The following is a 16636-nucleotide window of genomic DNA, read 5'->3' as shown; positions in this document are numbered from 1 at the left end:
TCTCGTCCTTGACATGCCCCCATGCGCCGCCGAGAATGCTTTGAGAAAAGGAAGTGCCCGGGGAGGAATCAATGGGTATTGGCATCGTCAAGTGGTTCAATGACGCTAAGGGCTTTGGCTTTATTGAACCAGAAGAAGGCGGAGAAGACGTCTTCGCTCATTTCTCAGCCATTCAGATGGATGGTTTCAGGACCCTGAAACAGGGATCGAAGGTCACTTTCGATCTGGTGCAAGGTCCCAAAGGCAAGCTCGCTCAAAACATTCAGTTGCTTGAACCCCGAGCGCCTCGCGGCGAACGGGGAGCGCGTCCTCCGTCCACATCAGAGCCAGGGACTGCAGCTTACGCTGACTAGGTTCCAAGTATCAGTTCATTCCGGAACGCAGGTTGGTCCGGCATGAAAAAAGCCCGCTCCGCGCGGGCTTTTGCGCTCTTGGACGCCGCACTCGCCATCGCTGCCCAGAGGTCTTGCTGAGCTTCTGGGTAGGTACGGCCGCCTGGAGGCGGAATGGACGCCGATCCGACGTCTGCACCGGAGCCGGTGGTGCGTGCAATATGGCGCGTCATCTGTGGAGCACCAAAGACAGGCAGTCGTGCTCGAGGAGTTGGCCAGGCGGTCTGTAGCTGCTGACCACGGTGGACGGCTGGCTCTGCTGCAGGCGGCAGAGGGGAGGTGCCATGCCCCTCCCTCCTAGCCGGCCGCATCCGCTGCACGGCGAGGCCCGTCGCCCGTCGCCCGTCGCCCGTCGCCCGTCGCCCGTCGCCCGTCGCCCGAAGGAGTATCGATGTTGCGTGCCAGAGAGCGTCGCGGCCTGCGCATTTTCATCAAGGGCCGTCGCAGCGGGTGAGCGTGGCTCGCCGCCGGGTGCCGGGACGGGACGGGAGCGTTGGCACTTTCCGGCGGGCAACAAAAAAGCCCGCGGGTGCGGGCTTTGGCATGAGATCCGCAGGCGGATCACATGTTGTCGATCATCACCTGACCGAAGCCGGAGCAACTCACTTGCGTAGCACCGTCCAGCAGGCGGGCGAAGTCGTAGGTGACCTTCTTGCTCAGGATGGACTTTTCCATCGAGCTGATGATGAGGTCGGCGGCTTCGGTCCAGCCCATGTGGCGCAGCATCATTTCGGCAGACAGGATCTCGGAACCGGGGTTGACATAGTCCTTGCCAGCGTACTTCGGCGCGGTGCCATGGGTGGCTTCGAACATCGCGACAGAGTCGGACAGGTTGGCGCCCGGAGCGATGCCGATGCCGCCGACCTGCGCAGCGAGGGCGTCAGAAATGTAGTCGCCGTTCAGGTTCAGCGTGGCAATCACCGAGTATTCGGCCGGACGCAGCAGGATCTGCTGCAGGAAGGCGTCGGCGATGGCGTCCTTGACCACGATTTCCTTGCCGGTCTTCGGGTTCTTGAACTTGCACCATGGGCCGCCGTCGATCAGCTCGGCGCCGAACTCCTTCTGGGCCAGGGCGTAGCCCCAGTCACGGAAGCCACCTTCGGTGAACTTCATGATGTTGCCCTTGTGCACCAGCGTGACGGACGGCTTGTCGTTGTCGATGGCGTACTGGATGGCCTTGCGCACCAAGCGTTCGGTGCCTTCGCGCGAGACCGGCTTGATGCCGATGCCCGAGCTTTCCGGGAAGCGGATCTTCTTGACGCCGAATTCCTTGATCAGGAAGTCGATCAGCTTCTTCGCCTTGTCGCTTTCGGCTTCGTATTCGATGCCGGCGTAGATGTCTTCCGAGTTCTCGCGGAAGATCACCATGTCGGTCTTGTGCGGCTCCTTCACCGGCGACGGCACGCCCTTGAAGTAGCGCACCGGACGCAGGCAGACATACAGGTCGAGTTCCTGGCGCAGCGCCACGTTCAGCGAACGGATGCCGCCGCCCACCGGGGTGGTGAGGGGGCCCTTGATGGAGACGACGTAGTCCTTGAGGACCTGCAGCGTCTCTTCAGGCAGCCAGACGTCGGGGCCGTAGACCTTGGTCGACTTCTCGCCCGCGTAGATCTCCATCCAGTGGATCTTGCGCTTGCCGCCATAGGACTTCGCCACAGCGGCGTCCACCACCTTGATCATCACGGGCGTGATGTCGAAACCGGTGCCGTCCCCCTCGATGTACGGAATGATCGGTTGGTCGGGAACGTTGAGCGAGAAGTCCTGATTGACGGTGATCTTCTGCCCACCCTCGGGCACCTTGATGTGCTGGTACATGTGAGAAAGCTCCGCGCGAACGGGTTAGAGAAATCTTGTGTGACCGGCGATTCTAAGGCAGCACAGCTGTCAGCGGACTTGCACAACCTTGCTTATGGAGCGGTGGCCGGCCGGCGCCAGCGCTGCGGGCTCAAGCGCAGAACGCGGCGAGCGGCCGCCCCGAAAACAGCCCGTGGCCCAGGGCCCAGACCGAGGTGGCCGCCAGCGCCGCGCCGCCAGCACGGATGGCCCAGCCACCGGACCGCGCAGCCGGCGACGCGGCCCGCCAGCGACGCCACAGCACGGGTCCCAGGTGAAGGCCCGCGCCCGAGCCGGCTGCAAAGGCCAGCATGACCGCCCCGCCCTGCCAGGGATCGGAGGCCAGCGCCGCCACCATCAAGGCCGAGTACAGCAGCCCGCAAGGCAGCAGCGCCCACAAGAGGCCGGCCAGCGCCGGCCAGTGACGGGTGTCGAGGCCCAGGGTGGCGTGCCGCAGGCGCTGCCACACCTGCTGCGCCAGGCGGTCCAGCCAGCCGGGCTGCCGGCCCAGCCACAGCAGGTTGAGCCCGAGCAGCACGACGGCAACGTGGAACATGGCCCAGAAGGGGCGCAGCACGGCGAGTTCAGACGCGCCCCATTGCAGGGCACGCGCTGACGATGCGGTCAGCGCACCGAACAGCGTGTAGCCCGCCAGCCGGCCGAGCTGGAAGGAGGTCAGGCGCGAAGCGGTGCAACCCAGGCCACCGCTGGCGGCGCCGCACATGGCGATGCAGTGGGGGCTGCCGGCCAGGCCCATCAGGAGGCCGGTGGCGATGAGAGCGGTCTGCATGGCGGCGCCCGGCGACTCAAATGATGCGAGAGAAGCGCTCGCGGCTGCGGTCGGCCTGCAGGTAGCGGTCGAACACCATGGCAATGCCCCGCACGAAATACCAGCCGGTGGCGGTCACCCGCAGGCCGTCCGGCTCAAGGGTCACCAGGCCTTGCTCGACCAGCGGCATCAGCGCCTCCAGCTCGGCAGCGAAGTAGCGGCGGAAGTCGACCAGATAGGACAGCTCGATGGACTCGAACACCACATGTCCCTGGCACATCAGCGCCATGATGACCGCACGCCGCACCAGGTCGTCACGCTGCAGCGCAAGCCCGCGCACGACCGGAAACTGCCCCTGCCGCAGGCTGTCGTAGTACTCGTCCAGCGTCTTGGCGTTCTGGCTGTAGGTGGCGCCGACCCGGCCGATGGCCGACACGCCGAGGCCGATGAGATCGCAGTCCGGCTGCGTGCTGTAGCCCTGGAAGTTGCGGTGCAGCCGCCCCTGGCGCTTGGCGGCGGCCAGGCCATCGCCGTGCAGCGCGAAATGGTCCATGCCGATGTAGGCGTAACCGGCCGCCAGGAAGGTGGAGATCGCGGCCGCCAGCATGCCTACCTTCTCCGGCGGGGCCGGCAGATCGGCGCTGGCGATGCGGCGTTGCGGCTTGAAGCGTTGCGGCAAGTGGGCGTAGGCGTACAGCGCGATGCGGTCGGGCCGCAATTGCGCCACTTGCTGCAGGGTGCGGGCGAAGGACGCAGCGGTCTGCCGCGGCAGGCCATAGATCAGGTCGACATTGATCGATTCGAAACCGATCTCGCGCGCCGCGGCCATCAGGGCCACCACGCTGTCATGCGGCTGCACCCGGTGCACGGCCTTTTGCACGTCGGGATCGAAGTCCTGCACGCCAAAGCTCAGCCGGGTGAAGCCGAGCCGGGCCAGGTGGGCCAGGCGGGCGGGCGTGACGGTTCGCGGGTCGACCTCGATCGAGTATTCGCCACCAGGCGCGAAGCGGAAGGCGGAACGCAGGCTGTTCATCAGCCGCTCCAGTTCCTCGTCGCTGAGGAAGGTGGGGCTGCCGCCGCCGAAGTGCAACTGCGACACCGTCTGCTCACGGCCGAGCACGGCGGCGTGCAGGGCGATTTCCCGGTCGAGGGCGTCCAGGTATTCGGCCGCGCGCTCGTGGTGGCGAGTGATGACCTTGTTGCAGGCGCAGTAGTAGCACACCGACTCGCAGAAGGGCACATGCACATAAATTGACAGCGGTGCGTGCGCTCCGCCAGCGGCACCCACGCCGCCGCTGCGCTGCTCCAATGCCTGGCGGTACTGCAGCGGCGTGAAGGCTTCGACGAAGCGGTCGGCGGTCGGATAAGAGGTGTAGCGAGGACCGGCAACGTCAAAACGAGCCAGCATCTCGGCCGAGAGGGGGGCGGCAGCGGTATCCATGCCAGCCACTGTGCCGAAAGCCGTTGCCCCGGGCCTTGATCTGGCTCAAGCGGCGGTGGCAGCCACCCAGGAACAATCGGCACATTGCTTGAGGACCATCATGCTGCTCGACAAATCCGTCTCCCCCGGCGCCCCTGCCACCCCCGACGCCCGGTCCGCCGGCCCCGCTTCCCGCAGCACCGCCGACACCGGCGGCAGCTGCAACGGCCGGCCAGCGCCCGCCGGTGGCCAACCCCCGTCGCGCAGCGTGACCAAGCTGCACGAACTGAAGGTGGCCTGCTCGAGCTGTAACCTGCGCGAGCTCTGCCTGCCGGTCGGCCTCACCCGCCCGGAACTGGACCGGCTTGACACGCTGATCGCCAGCCGGCGCAGCGTCAAGCGCGGTGATGCGCTATTCCGTGCAGGCGACCCCTTCCAGTCGCTGTTCGCGGTGCGTACCGGCTTTTTCAAGACCACCGTGTCGTCCGAGGACGGCCGGGACCAAGTCACCGGCTTCCAGATGGCGGGCGAGCTGCTTGGCCTGGAAGCCATCAGCCATGACCGCCACACCTGCGACGCCATTGCGCTGGAGGACTCGCAGGTCTGCCTGATTCCCTACTCCCAGCTGGAAACGCTGTCGCGCGAGTTCACCGAGCTGCAGCACTCCTTCCACAAGATCATGAGCCGGGAGATCGTGCGCGACCACGGCGTGATGCTGCTGCTGGGCAGCATGCGAGCCGAGGAGCGCCTGGCGGCCTTCCTGCTGAACCTCACACAGCGGCTGGAAGCGCGCGGCTTCTCGCCTTCCCAGCTGGTGCTGCGCATGACGCGCGAGGAGATCGGCAGCTACCTGGGCCTGAAGCTGGAGACGGTCAGCCGCACCTTCTCGAAGTTCCAGGACGACGGCGTGCTGGAAGTCAAGCAGCGCCACATCCGCATCCTGAAGCTGGAAGGCCTGCGGGCCCTGCTGAGCCACAGCGGGCCCTGCTGAGGGCGGCTGCAGCACCCGCCGCAGGCGGCGGGCGGCTTCCCGGGCCGGGCCGGCACGCCCGGCTGGCGACAGGACGCGGGCGCCCTGCTCTGCCATTTCCTCCGCCACGGCCTTGGCCACTACTCCCTTGGCCACTCCCTCGGCCATTTCCTCGGCCTCCTCCCCGCCTCTCTACCCTCGCTTCGGCCATCCATTTCCGCGGCCACCGCGCCTCGCGCCATGCAAAGCGCGGCCGCTGCGCCCGCGTGGGCCGCGCGGGGTGCGGCGCGGGTCAACGACCCGGGGGGCGTGGGCAGGCGGCCGGACGGCCGTCCAGCGGCAGGGGGCAGCGGTTCACCTCGAACGGTGAGCGCGACAACAGGCAGGTGAGCGCACTCGACAAGGCCGCCGCGCCCCAAAACACGAAAAAGGCCACGGTGTAGATGGCCGAGCGCGAGAGCTCGATGGGGCCGTCGCCGAACCAGTGCAGGTCCTGCGGGTCGACCATCGCGAACACCAGCATTTCAATGCCGCCGGCGACCAGGAAGGCGGGCCAGGCGATCCACATCCAGCGCTGTTTCATCGGGCCGCTCCTTGCTGGCTGGCTCAGGGTTGCGGTGCCGCTACCGGCGTGGCCGCATGGTTGCGGGCCTGCAGTGCGGGGCGCAGGCCCTCGGGCACCGCTTCATGCGAGGCCGGGCCGCCGGCCGAGGACCGCAGCGTCTGGTTGATCTCGATGCCACGGCGGTAGTAGTCCTCGGCCAGCACCGGGTCCGGCCGCTGCGCCGCGATGACGAAGGTGGCCACACCGGCCACCACCACGGCGGCCGGGCCACCGACCACCAGCCACATCATCGGCTCGCGCCACCAGCCGGCCCGCGGGGCAGTGCTTGTTGTCGAACTCATGCGTATCCTCCTCGGCGCACGCTCAGCGCGGCACCAGAAACGTTGACTTTTCCTCGACCGTGCGGGCGGCTTGCGCCGCCTCGGCCGCCCGCTCGATGACGAAGCGGATCGGGCTCGAGCGGCCCTGCAGCGGCAGCGCCGCCTCGGCCGGCAATTGAACCCGCACGGCCAGCCAGCGGGCCTCGGCCGCGCCGATCTCGACGACCGGCTCGGAGGCCACCTGCAGGCCCGGCAGCCCGTCGACCGAGACGCGGTAGCGCTGGCTGAACTCGGTGCCGTTCATGATCTGCAGCCGGTAGACATTCTCCACCTTGCCGTCTTCCACCAGCCGGGCCAACGCGCCGCGGTCGCGGATCACGTCGACCTTGAAGGGGGCGCGCCAGGCCAGGCTCACCACGAAGGCGATCGACACCGCCAGCAGGATGGCCCCGTACACCAGCACGCGCGGCCGCAGCACCCGCTTGAACATCTGCGCCCGGCTCAGTTGCCCGGCGATGCCGTTCTCGGTGGAGTAGCGGATCAGCCCGCGGGGATAGCCCATCTTGTCCATCACGCCGTTGCACACGTCGATGCAGGCCGCGCAGCCGATGCACTCGTACTGCAGGCCTTCGCGGATGTCGATGCCGGTCGGGCAGACCTGCACGCACAAGGTGCAATCGACGCAATCGCCAAGGCCCAGCGCCTTGGGGTCGGCCTTGCGCGAACGCGAGCCCCGCGCTTCACCGCGGCGAGCGTCATAGGTGATGACCATGGTGTCCTTGTCGAACATCGCGCTCTGGAAGCGCGCGTAGGGACACATGTATTTGCAGACCTGCTCGCGCAGGTAGCCGGCATTGCCGTAGGTGGCAAAGCCGTAGAACAGCACCCAGAACCACTCCCAGGGGCCGAAGCCCAGCGTCAGCGCCTCTTGCGCCAAGGTGCGGATCGGGGTGAAGTAGCCGACGAAGCTGAAGCCGGTCCACAGGCCGATGGCGATCCACGCGGCCTGCTTGGCGGTCTTGCGCCACAGCTTGTTCCAGCTCCAGCCAGCGGCGTCCAGCCGCATGCGGGCAGTGCGGTCGCCTTCGATGCGGCGCTCCACCCACAGGAAGATCTCGGTGTACACCGTCTGCGGGCAGGCATAGCCGCACCAGAGGCGGCCGGCGACGGCAGTGAAGAAGAACAGGCCGAGCGCCGAGATGACGAGCAGCGCCGTCAGGTAGATGAAGTCCTGCGGGTACAGCACCAGGTCGAAGATGTAGAAGCGCCGGGTCGCGAGATCGAACAACACCGCCTGGCGGCCGTTCCACGGCAGCCAGGGCAGGCCGTAGAACAGCAGCTGGGTGAACCACACCAGCGCCCAGCGCCAGTTCATGAACCAACCGGTGACCGAGCGCGGGTAGATCTTCTGCTGCTTCTCGTACAGCGACACGACTTGGCCGACGGCCGGCTCCGCCGGTGCGGCGGGCACCGCCCGGATGGGGATGACACGCTGCCTGTTCGAACTGCTCACCACCGGCCTCCTTCTTGCCTTACTTCGCCGCTGCAGTCGCCGCGGCCACCGTGCCCGCCGGGTGCGACAGGCCCCAGACATAAGCCGCCAGCACGCGGATCTGCGTGGGCGTCAGCTTGTCGCCGTGCGCCGGCATCTGGTTGGCCTTGCCGTTGTTGATCATGTTGACGATGGCCTGCTCGCCCCAGCCGTGCAGCCAGACGCGGTCGGTCAGGTTGGGCGCGCCCAGGGCCTGGTTGCCGCGCCCGTCCATGCCGTGGCAGGCGGCACAGGCGCCGAACTTGGAGCGGCCCAGCTGGGCGGCCACCGAGTTGTGCGGGCTGCCCGACAGGCTCAGCACATAGTTGGCCAGCTGGCGAACTTCCTCGCCATTGCCCACTGCAGCGGCCATCGGCGGCATGGTGCCGTGGCGGCCCTTGGCGATGGTCTCCATGATCTGCTCGTGCGAGCCACCGTAGAGCCAGTCACCGTCGGTCAGGTTGGGGAAGCCCTTGCTGCCGCGCGCATCGGAGCCGTGGCACTGGGAGCAGTTGTTCACGAACAGCCGCTCGCCGATGCCCATGGCCTGGCTGTCGGAGGCGAGCTGCGGTGCCCCCTGGTTCTCGAAGCGGGCGTACAGCGGCGCCAGTTCCTGCCGGGCCTGCTCCACCTCGGCGCGGTACTGGGCCTCCTGCGACCAGCCCTGGGTGCCCTGGTAGCTGCCCAGGCCCGGATAGAGCACCAGGTAGCCGAAGGCGAACAGGCAGGTCAGCACGAACAGCACCATCCACCAGCGCGGCAGCGGGTTGTTCAGCTCGCGCAGGTCGCCGTCCCACACGTGGCCGGTGGTGTCGTCCTCCGACATGACCTTGCGCTTGCTGGCGATGACGAGCAGCGCCAGGCAGGCCAGCACGCCGATCACCGTGGCGGCGGCGATGTACACCGACCAGCCGCTGTTGATAAAGTCACTCATGGTCTCTCCTGCAGGCGGCTGCTATTCGGACTGGAAGGGAAGCCGCGCAGCCTCGTCGAAGCTGCTGCGGTTGCGCCGCGCATAGGCCCAGGCGCAGATGCCGATGAACACGGCGAGCGACAGCAGGGTGACCGCGGTGCGCAGATCGTTGACGTCGAAATTCATGGTCGTCTCCGGTTCACTTGAGGGCGGTGCCCAGCACCTGCAGGTACGCGACCACCGCGTCCAGCTCGGTCTTGCCCTTGACGTCCTCGCCGGCCGAGGCGATCTCGGCGTCCGTATACGGCACGCCCACCGTGCGCAGGGCCTTGAGCCGCGGCGCCATGGTCTGCGGGTCGACCGGGGTGGCCGCCAGCCACGGGTAGGCCGGCATATTGGACTCGGGCACCACGTCGCGCGGGTTGTTCAGGTGCACGCGGTGCCATTCGTCGCTGTAGCGGCCGCCGACACGGTGCAGGTCCGGGCCGGTGCGCTTGGAGCCCCACTGGAAGGGATGGTCGTAGACGAACTCGCCTGCCACCGAGTAGTGGCCGTAGCGCAGCGTCTCGGCACGGAAGGGCCGGATCATCTGCGAGTGGCAGTTGTAGCAACCCTCGCGGATGTAGACGTCGCGCCCGGCCAGCTGCAGCGCGGTGTAGGGCTTGACGCCCACCACCGCCTCGGTGGTGGACTTCTGGAAGAACAGCGGCACGATCTCGACCAGTCCGCCGACCGACACCACCAGCACGATCAGCACGATCATCAGGAAGTTGTTGGTCTCGATCTTCTCGTGCGAGAAGCCGCCGCCGTCTTGTTGCTTGGAGTGAGCCATATCGATTCCTTGATTGCGTCCAGCCCGCTCAGGCGTTGGCCGCGGCTGCCACGGGCAGGCCGGCCGGCTGGGCAGCGCGCTCGCCGCGGGCGGTCATCCAGGTGTTCCAGGCCATGATCAGCATGCCGCCCAGGTAGAGCAGGCCGCCCATCAGGCGCACCACGTAGAAGGGATAGGTGGCCTTCACGCTCTCGACGAAGCTGTAGGCCAGCGTGCCGTCGGGGTTCACGGCGCGCCACATCAGGCCCTGCATCACGCCGGCGATCCACATGGCGGCGATGTAGAGCACCACGCCGATGGTGGCGATCCAGAAATGCAGCTCGATGGCCTTGACGCTGAACATGCGCTTCTGGCCGAACAGCCGGGGGATCAGGTAGTACAGCGATCCCATCGTGATGAAGCCCACCCAGCCCAGGGCGCCGGCGTGCACGTGGCCCACGGTCCAGTCGGTGTAGTGCGACAGCGCGTTGACCGTCTTGATCGACATCATCGGGCCCTCGAAGGTCGACATGCCGTAGAAGGACAGCGAGACGATCAGGAACTTCAGGATGGGGTCGTCACGCAGTTTGTGCCAGGCGCCCGACAGGGTCATGATGCCGTTGATCATGCCGCCCCAGCTCGGCGCGAGCAGGATCAGCGAGAACAGCATGCCGACCGATTGCGCCCAGTCCGGCAGCGCGGTGTAGTGCAGGTGGTGGGGGCCGGCCCACATGTAGGTGAAGATCAGCGCCCAGAAGTGCACGATGGACAGCCGGTAGGAGTACACCGGCCGTTCGGCCTGCTTGGGGATGAAGTAGTACATCATCCCCAGGAAGCCCGCGGTCAGGAAGAAGCCCACCGCGTTGTGGCCGTACCACCACTGCACCATGGCGTCCTGCACGCCGGCGTAGGCGGAATAGCTCTTCCAGAAGCTGACCGGCATGGCCGCGCTGTTGACGATGTGCAGCAGGGCCACCGCCAGGATGAAGCCGCCGAAGAACCAGTTGGCCACGTAGATGTGGCGCACCCGGCGCAGGCCGACGGTGCCGAAGAAGACCACCGCGTACGACACCCAGACAAGGGCGATCAGGATGTCGATCGGCCATTCCAGCTCGGCGTATTCCTTGCCGCTGGTGTAGCCGAGCGGCAGCGAAATGGCGGCCGCAACGATGACGGCCTGCCAGCCCCAGAAGGTGAAGGCGGCCAGCTTGTCGGAAATCAGGCTGACCTGGCAGGTGCGCTGCACCACGTAGTAGCTGGTGGCGAACAGCGCGCAGCCGCCGAAGGCGAAGATCACCGCGTTGGTGTGCAGGGGACGCAGCCGGCCGTAGCTCAGCCAGGGCACCCCGAAGTTCAGTTCGGGCCAGGCGAGCTGGGCGGCGATGAAGGCGCCGACCAGCATGCCGACCACCCCCCAGACCACCGCCGCGATGGAGAACTGACGCACGACCTTGTCGTTGTAGTTCACCGCCGCCGGGGCCGCTTTGGACGTTGTGGCACTCATGGAGACTCTCTCGTTGATGACTGTTGCCATTCTTTTCGAAGGGTTTTCCCTCAGGCTTGATCGCCGTCAACCCTGGCGCGTGGGGGGAGCGCGTCATCCCACAGGATGCGCTCTCCTTCACGCTCCACGTTGTCGAATTGGCCGCCATGCAGGGCCCAGGCGAACAGCGCAAGCAGCGCCATGACCAGCAGCACCGAGAGCGGCACGAGCAAAAAGAGGATGTCCATGGGAAGTCACGCCGCGGTGGCGGCGACCTGTGCGTGAGGGGGAGCCGCGCTCGCCTGGGCGCGCGGGGCGGTGGCCCGGCTGAGGCGAGCGGCATTGAGCACCACCAGCAGCGAGCTGGCCGCCATGCCCAGGCCGGCCAGCCAGGCCGGCATCAGGCCGAGCAGGGCCAGCGGCACGCAGGTGGCGTTGTAGAGGGCCGCCCAGAGCAGGTTCTGGCGCACCACGCGCAGGGTGCGCCGGGCCAGCCGGCGAGCCTCGACCAGGTCGGCCAGCCGGCCGCCCAGCAGGGTCAGGTCGGCCTGCGCCCGCGCCAGCGGCGCGCCCTGCCCCATGGCGATCGACACATCGGCCGCGGCGAGCACCGGCGCGTCGTTGATGCCGTCCCCCACCATGGCCACCCGTCGGCCCCGCGCCTGGGCGGCGCGGATGGCGGCCAGCTTGTCTTCGGGCGTCGCCCCGGCCTGGCAATGCAGGATGCCGAGCCCGCGCGCCACCCGCCAGGCAGCCTGCGGCCGGTCGCCAGACAGCAGCATCAGCTCCAGCCCTTCGTCGCGCAGCTGCGCGATGGCGCTGCGGGCGTCCGGGCGCAGCTGCTCTTCGAAGGCCAGGAGGGCCGCCGGCGCGCCGTCGACCGACAACCACGCCGCCGGCCCGTCATGGGCGGACAGCTCCACCGTCGGGCAGGCAAAGCGCGCCGAGCCCAACCGCCAGCAGCGGCCCTGCGCGTCGCGGCCCTGCAGGCCCTGCCCTGGCACCTCGCGAACCTCGGTGAACACCGCTTCGGCCGCCCCGCCGGCCGCCGCGCACACCGCCCGGGCCACCGGGTGCAGCGACTGCGCCGCCAGGGCAGCCGCCTGCGCCAGGGCAGTGGCCCGCGTGCCGACATCGAAGACTTCCAGGTGGGCGAGCACCAGGCGGTCCTCGGTCAGCGTGCCGGTCTTGTCGAAGACGAACACCTCGGCCTGGGCCAATGCTTCCAGCGCATGCAGCCGCTGCACCAGCATGCCGCGGCGCGCCAGTGCGCCGGCGGCCGCCAGCAGGGCGGACGGCGTGGCGAGCGACAGCGCGCACGGGCAGGTGACGATGAGCACCGACACCGCCACCCAGACACTGCGCTGCGGATCGATGAAGGACCAGGCCCACGCCGCCGCCCCGGCCAGCAACAGCACGGCCCACAGGAACGGGCCGGCCAGGCGGTCGGCCAGGCGCGCCAGCTCCGGCCGCTCGACCGCGGCACGCTGCATCATCGAGACGATCTGCGCATAGCGGGTGTCGTCGCCGACCCGCTGCACCTCCACCACCACCGGCGATGACAGGTTGAAGCTGCCGGCCACCACCGATTCGCCGACCCGGCGCAACTGGGGGTGGGATTCGCCGGTCAGCAAGGCTTCGTCCACCTGCGCCTCGCCATCGACCAGGCAGGCGTCGGCGGGAAAAGCCTGGCCGGCGCGCACCCTCACGCGGTCGCCCGGCCGCAGCCGGCGCACCGGGACCGACTCCACCCCACCCTCGTCGGTCAGGCGCTCCACCACCTCGGGCAGGCGCTGCAGCAGGCTCTCCAGCGCGCCGGCCGTGGCGGCACGGGCGCGCAGCTCCAGCGAGCGCCCGCACAGCAGAAAGAAGACGAACATCGTCAGCGAGTCGAAGTAGACCTCGCTGCCGAACAGGCCCCCCGGCTGCACCGTGGCCCCGGTGCTGGCGACGAAGGTGACAAGGATGCCGAGCGCCACCGGCACGTCCATGCCGATGCGGGCGTGACGCAAGTCACGCCATGCCCCGCGCAGGAAGGGCCCGGCCGAGAACAGCAGCACCGGCACGCTCAGCAGCCAGCTGGCCCACTGCAGCAGGCGCACGATGTCGGCGCTCATCTCGCCGGGGCCGGCCCAGTAGATGGGCGCGGCGTACATCATGACCTGCATCATGCAGAAGCCGGCCACGAACAGCCGCCACAGCGCGCGGCGGCGCTCCTGGTGGCGGTCCTGCTCGGCCTGCAGCGACAGGGCCGGCCAGGCACGGTAGCCGGCGCCTTCGATGGCGGCGGCCAGGGCGGACGCCCGGGTTTCGGCCGGGTCCCAGCGCACGCGCGCCCGCCGGCTGGCCGGATTGACCTCGGCCTGCCGCACGCCCGGCACCGCCAGCAAGGCCTGCTCGATGGTCAGCGAGCATGCCGCGCAGTACATGCCCTCGATGGCCAGCACCGAATCGGCCAGGCGCGGTGCGCTGTCGTCTTCCGACCAGCGGGTGTAGCGTTCCAGCTCGCCCGGATCGTCCCAGGCGACGGACGTGGCGGCCGACGGGGCGGCCTTGGGTGACAATGAAGGAGCTGCGTGCAGTGATGCCATGGGCGTTTCCATGCCGGCGCCGCAGGCGCCCGCGATCAGGACACGCCGACTCTAGGTGCCCCCTCTTCCGCCCGACATGACCCACATCAAGACTCCCGCATCTCCCCGCCTGACCCCGCTGCCCACTTTTTCACGCTGGATCGCGCTGGCTGGGCTGTTGCTCGGCACGGCGGCCGGCGCAGCCGAACCGCAGCCCCAGAAGCTGCCCACGGTGCCGCTGACCGCCGGCTTCCAGGTGGTGCAGGCAGAAGTCGCCCAGACCGACGAGCAACGCGCCACCGGCCTGATGTATCGCAAAAGCCTGGGGCAGCATGAAGGCATGCTGTTCGTGTTCGACGAGCCGGCGACGCAGTGCTTCTGGATGAAGAACACGCTGGTCCCGCTGTCCATCGCCTTCCTGGACGACCAGGGCCGGGTCGTCAACATCGCCGACATGCAGCCGCAGACGCTGGATTCGCACTGCTCCGCACAGCCCGTGCGCTTTGCGCTCGAAGTCAACCAGGGCTGGTTCGCCAAGCGCGGCATCAAGGCCGGCTTCGTGCTGAAGGGCAAGCCGTTCGGCAACAAGTCCTGAGCCACCACCGCGGCGGGGCCTGGCCTTCCTGAAAGGACTCGGCGCCGGCAAGGGCCGCAGGGCACGGAGGCTGCCGAACCGCGCAAGCGGCTCGCGAAAGCCGGAGCGGGGCGACCGGTCACATCACGCTGCGGGGGTGCAGGCATCGGTCGAACGCGCCGGTGGGTGCCTGCTGCGCGGGTGGCACCGCCCGGCCCGCTCGGCATGGCGGCGCGGCCCCGGTGCCAGCCAACCCGGCCCAGCTCCGACGACGCCGTCAACCCGGTAAGGTGACGGTGAAGCGGGTGCCCGCCAGTTCCGGGCGGCTTGCCAGCGACAGCCGGCCGCGCATGCCCTGCACCACCTCCTTGACGATTGCCAGGCCGAGCCCGGTGCCCTCTGCCACCCGGGTGTCGGCCCGCTCGCCACGCCAGAAGGGCTCGAAGATCAGCTGGCGATGCGCCGGTTCGATGCCCGGGCCGTCGTCAGTCACTTCGATGTCCAGCCAGCCGGGCCGGGTCACCACCCGCAGCTCCACGTTGTCGCCGCCGTAGCGCAGCGCGTTGTCGAGCAGGTTGGACACCACCTCGGCCAGCCACACCGGGTGTGCCCGGGCAGGGCACGGCGTCTCGGGCGCCTCCAGGGACACCTGCTTGCCTTCCCGCGTGGCGCGCAGCACCAGCGGCTCGGCCGCTTCGCGGATCACCGGCAGCACGTCGATGGGCTGCAGCTCGCCCGAGGCCAGGTTGCGCAGCGCGGCATCCGAGCGTGCCAGGTTCAGCAGCTGGCCAATCAACCGGCTCATGCGCTCGGTGGAACCGACCAGCGCCTGCAGCAGGGCCTGGGTGCTCTGGTCGCCACCGGCGCCGCCGAGCTCGTGCTGCAGTTCCTGCGACAGCACGCGGATGCCGGCCACCGGCGTGCGCAGCTGGTGGGCGGCGTCGGCGACGAAACGGCGCTGCAGCTCCACCGAATGGGTCACGTTCGCCAGCAGTTCGTTGATGCGCTCGATCAGTGGCAGCGCCTCGGCCGGCACATCGTCCAGGGGCAGCGGGCGCAGGTCGTGCGGCGCCCGGCGCGCCGCTTCACCGGCAATCCGGCGCAAGGGCGCCACCCCGCGGCGGATGCCCCAGGCCAGCAGCAGGAAGGTCAAGGTCCCGAGCGCCAGCGTGGGCAGCAGGATGGCGAGCTGCACTTCGGCCATCAAGTCGGCGCGCTTGCGCTGCGTCTCCACCACCACGACGGTGACGAAACGGTCCAGCATCGGCGAGCGGATGGAGTACATCGCACCGCGCACCGGCTCTCCCAGGTAGTGCGCATCGAAGAGCGCCGGCCGCTCGAAGCTGCCGCTGCGGTCTTCGGGCACCGGCAGGCCGTCCACGCCGGCCAGCACCCGGTTGTCGGTGTCGCTGACCACGGTGAAGGCGTTGCGGTCGGCGCTGTCCCAGGCCAGCATCTCCTGCGTCTGGGTGCTCAGCTCGAGCAGCGGGCCCCGGTCAGTCCAGTTGATCTGGGTGGCAATGGCGCCCGCCTCGTCCTGCAGGGTGCGGTCGTAGGCCATGCCGCCGGCATAGCTGGCCAGGCGGAAAGCGCCGTAGGCTGCCAGCAGCGAACCGAGCAGCCAGACCCAGATCAGCGGCGCGAACAGCTGGCGCCGCAGGCTGCTGCGCGCCTTCACCGGCCGCCCCGTCTCAGGCGTCGGAGGGCGTGGCGCCCGCCGGCCCGGCACTGGCCGCTTCCATCAGGTAGCCGAAACCGCGCACGGTCTTGATGGTCACCCCCAGTTCGGCGAAGCGCTTGCGCAGCCGGTGGATGTAGACCTCCACCGAGTTCTCGCTGAAGTCGGTCTCCCAGCTGGACAGGGTGGAGACGATGTGGTCCTTGGGCACCACCCGGCCGGCACGGGCCATCAGCAGCTCCGTCAGCGCCTGCTCGCGCGGGCTCAGGTGCACCCGCTCGCCGCGGTGGCGCAGCTCCCGGTGGCGCACGTCCAGCTCCAGCTCGCCCAGCACCAGCCGGTCCTCGGCGCGGCCGGCGGCGCGCCGCTGCAGCGCGCGCAGGCGGGCCACCAGCTCGGGCAGGTCGAAGGGCTTGACGAGATAGTCGTCGGCACCGCTGTCGAGCCCCTCCACCCGGTCACCCAGCTCGTCGCGGGCGGTCAGGATGAGCACCGGCAGCCGGGCGCCGCGGCCACGCCAGTGGCGCAGCACCTCCATGCCGTCACGCCGCGGCAGGCCGAGGTCGAGCACCGCCAGGTCGTACTGGTTGATCAGGCCTTCGGCACTGGCGGCCAGGCCATCGGCCAGCACATCCACCTGCCAGCCTTCGCGCTGCAGCGCTCGCGCCACGCCGAAGCTCAGCGCGGGGTCGTCTTCGACCAACAGAATTCTCATCGTCGTCTCTCGCCCCCTGCGGGGCTGCTCGGGCCGGCCGCTATTGTGCCGCGGGCCGGCCGGCTGCCGGTGTGGTGCCCGTCACGCCGGCC

Annotated in this window: 16 protein-coding genes and 1 pseudogene; 3 read left to right on the top strand and 14 right to left on the bottom strand. The window is 68.8% G+C overall.

Annotated elements, in window-relative coordinates:
* Positions 1 to 71 precede the first annotated feature (71 nt).
* Complete coding sequence (locus N7L95_RS24290; RefSeq protein ID WP_301257810.1) at positions 72 to 353, top strand: cold-shock protein; 282 nt, start codon at positions 72 to 74, stop codon at positions 351 to 353.
* 600 nt (positions 354 to 953) lie between these two features.
* Here N7L95_RS24290 and icd read toward each other — a convergent pair.
* The 3 genes from icd to hemN all read right to left on the bottom strand — a co-directional run bounded on the left by icd (position 954) and on the right by hemN (position 4435).
* Complete coding sequence (icd, locus tag N7L95_RS24285; protein WP_301257809.1) at positions 954 to 2207, bottom strand: NADP-dependent isocitrate dehydrogenase; 1254 nt, start codon at positions 2205 to 2207, stop codon at positions 954 to 956.
* Positions 2208 to 2337: 130 nt separating this feature from the next.
* A complete protein-coding gene (locus N7L95_RS24280) occupies positions 2338 to 3015 on the bottom strand; it encodes a sulfite exporter TauE/SafE family protein (RefSeq protein WP_301257808.1) in 678 nt (225 codons plus the stop codon).
* 16 nt (positions 3016 to 3031) lie between these two features.
* Positions 3032 to 4435, bottom strand: coding sequence for an oxygen-independent coproporphyrinogen III oxidase (hemN, locus tag N7L95_RS24275; protein ID WP_301257807.1), 1404 nt, complete (start codon positions 4433 to 4435; stop codon positions 3032 to 3034).
* 103 nt (positions 4436 to 4538) lie between these two features.
* On the opposite strand from hemN, the gene fnr reads away from it, so the two are divergent.
* The gene (gene fnr, locus N7L95_RS24270; protein WP_435870113.1) at positions 4539 to 5405 is read left to right on the top strand and encodes a fumarate/nitrate reduction transcriptional regulator Fnr; all 867 of its coding nucleotides are present in this window, start codon (positions 4539 to 4541) and stop codon (positions 5403 to 5405) included.
* Positions 5406 to 5676: 271 nt separating this feature from the next.
* Here the strand turns inward: fnr and N7L95_RS24265 are convergent, their stop codons facing one another.
* From N7L95_RS24265 to N7L95_RS24225, 9 genes and pseudogenes are all read right to left on the bottom strand, one after another.
* Positions 5677 to 5967 carry a hypothetical protein gene (locus N7L95_RS24265; RefSeq protein WP_301257806.1) on the bottom strand — a complete coding sequence of 97 codons (291 nt, stop codon included), beginning with the start codon at positions 5965 to 5967 and terminating at the stop codon, positions 5677 to 5679.
* 23 nt (positions 5968 to 5990) lie between these two features.
* Positions 5991 to 6290: a FixH family protein gene (locus tag N7L95_RS24260; protein WP_301257805.1), complete on the bottom strand. Its 300-nt coding sequence runs from the start codon at positions 6288 to 6290 to the stop codon at positions 5991 to 5993.
* Between the two features lie 22 nt (positions 6291 to 6312).
* On the bottom strand, positions 6313 to 7785 hold the full coding sequence (ccoG, locus tag N7L95_RS24255) for a cytochrome c oxidase accessory protein CcoG (protein ID WP_435870042.1): 1473 nt from the start codon (positions 7783 to 7785) through the stop codon (positions 6313 to 6315).
* Between the two features lie 16 nt (positions 7786 to 7801).
* Positions 7802 to 8734, bottom strand: a complete 933-nt coding sequence (gene ccoP / locus N7L95_RS24250; RefSeq protein ID WP_301257804.1) for a cytochrome-c oxidase, cbb3-type subunit III — start codon at positions 8732 to 8734, stop codon at positions 7802 to 7804.
* 21 nt (positions 8735 to 8755) lie between these two features.
* A complete protein-coding gene (locus N7L95_RS24245) occupies positions 8756 to 8899 on the bottom strand; it encodes a cbb3-type cytochrome oxidase subunit 3 (protein WP_301257803.1) in 144 nt (47 codons plus the stop codon).
* 13 nt (positions 8900 to 8912) lie between these two features.
* Positions 8913 to 9545, bottom strand: coding sequence for a cytochrome-c oxidase, cbb3-type subunit II (gene ccoO, locus N7L95_RS24240; RefSeq protein WP_301257802.1), 633 nt, complete (start codon positions 9543 to 9545; stop codon positions 8913 to 8915).
* 28 nt (positions 9546 to 9573) lie between these two features.
* Positions 9574 to 11028: a cytochrome-c oxidase, cbb3-type subunit I gene (gene ccoN, locus N7L95_RS24235; protein WP_301257801.1), complete on the bottom strand. Its 1455-nt coding sequence runs from the start codon at positions 11026 to 11028 to the stop codon at positions 9574 to 9576.
* Positions 11029 to 11120: 92 nt separating this feature from the next.
* A pseudogene (gene ccoS / locus N7L95_RS24230) lies at positions 11121 to 11255 on the bottom strand (cbb3-type cytochrome oxidase assembly protein CcoS); the annotation flags it as partial.
* 6 nt (positions 11256 to 11261) lie between these two features.
* Positions 11262 to 13598, bottom strand: a complete 2337-nt coding sequence (locus tag N7L95_RS24225) for a heavy metal translocating P-type ATPase (protein ID WP_301257799.1) — start codon at positions 13596 to 13598, stop codon at positions 11262 to 11264.
* A 76-nt stretch (positions 13599 to 13674) separates the two neighbouring features.
* Between N7L95_RS24225 and N7L95_RS24220 the strand changes: the two genes are divergently transcribed.
* Positions 13675 to 14172, top strand: coding sequence for a DUF192 domain-containing protein (locus N7L95_RS24220; protein WP_301257798.1), 498 nt, complete (start codon positions 13675 to 13677; stop codon positions 14170 to 14172).
* A 256-nt stretch (positions 14173 to 14428) separates the two neighbouring features.
* Here the strand turns inward: N7L95_RS24220 and N7L95_RS24215 are convergent, their stop codons facing one another.
* Both N7L95_RS24215 and N7L95_RS24210 read right to left on the bottom strand, forming a co-directional pair.
* Entirely contained in the window at positions 14429 to 15829 is a 1401-nt protein-coding gene (locus tag N7L95_RS24215; RefSeq protein ID WP_301257797.1) for a sensor histidine kinase, read from the bottom strand.
* 13 nt (positions 15830 to 15842) lie between these two features.
* Positions 15843 to 16544 carry a response regulator gene (locus N7L95_RS24210; RefSeq protein ID WP_301257796.1) on the bottom strand — a complete coding sequence of 234 codons (702 nt, stop codon included), beginning with the start codon at positions 16542 to 16544 and terminating at the stop codon, positions 15843 to 15845.
* Positions 16545 to 16636: the final 92 nt, after the last annotated feature.

Origin of the sequence: Eleftheria terrae (assembly GCF_030419005.1) — a bacterium.
Taxonomy (GTDB): domain Bacteria; phylum Pseudomonadota; class Gammaproteobacteria; order Burkholderiales; family Burkholderiaceae_C; genus Caldimonas; species Caldimonas terrae.
The sequence above is the reverse complement of the archived record's forward strand: the minus strand, read 5'-3'. Positions and strand labels throughout refer to the sequence as shown.

What these genes read in the sequence shown, in the direction of transcription:
- N7L95_RS24290 (WP_301257810.1), top strand. Translation starts at nt 72, where the DNA reads ATGGGTATTGGCATCGTCAAGTGGTTCAATGACGCTAAGGGCTTTGGC.
- icd (WP_301257809.1), bottom strand. Translation starts at nt 2,207, where the DNA reads ATGTACCAGCACATCAAGGTGCCCGAGGGTGGGCAGAAGATCACCGTC.
- N7L95_RS24280 (WP_301257808.1), bottom strand. Translation starts at nt 3,015, where the DNA reads ATGCAGACCGCTCTCATCGCCACCGGCCTCCTGATGGGCCTGGCCGGC.
- hemN (WP_301257807.1), bottom strand. Translation starts at nt 4,435, where the DNA reads ATGGATACCGCTGCCGCCCCCCTCTCGGCCGAGATGCTGGCTCGTTTT.
- N7L95_RS24265 (WP_301257806.1), bottom strand. Translation starts at nt 5,967, where the DNA reads ATGAAACAGCGCTGGATGTGGATCGCCTGGCCCGCCTTCCTGGTCGCC.
- N7L95_RS24260 (WP_301257805.1), bottom strand. Translation starts at nt 6,290, where the DNA reads ATGAGTTCGACAACAAGCACTGCCCCGCGGGCCGGCTGGTGGCGCGAG.
- ccoP (WP_301257804.1), bottom strand. Translation starts at nt 8,734, where the DNA reads ATGAGTGACTTTATCAACAGCGGCTGGTCGGTGTACATCGCCGCCGCC.
- N7L95_RS24245 (WP_301257803.1), bottom strand. Translation starts at nt 8,899, where the DNA reads ATGAATTTCGACGTCAACGATCTGCGCACCGCGGTCACCCTGCTGTCG.
- ccoO (WP_301257802.1), bottom strand. Translation starts at nt 9,545, where the DNA reads ATGGCTCACTCCAAGCAACAAGACGGCGGCGGCTTCTCGCACGAGAAG.
- ccoN (WP_301257801.1), bottom strand. Translation starts at nt 11,028, where the DNA reads ATGAGTGCCACAACGTCCAAAGCGGCCCCGGCGGCGGTGAACTACAAC.
- N7L95_RS24225 (WP_301257799.1), bottom strand. Translation starts at nt 13,598, where the DNA reads ATGGCATCACTGCACGCAGCTCCTTCATTGTCACCCAAGGCCGCCCCG.
- N7L95_RS24220 (WP_301257798.1), top strand. Translation starts at nt 13,675, where the DNA reads ATGACCCACATCAAGACTCCCGCATCTCCCCGCCTGACCCCGCTGCCC.
- N7L95_RS24210 (WP_301257796.1), bottom strand. Translation starts at nt 16,544, where the DNA reads ATGAGAATTCTGTTGGTCGAAGACGACCCCGCGCTGAGCTTCGGCGTG.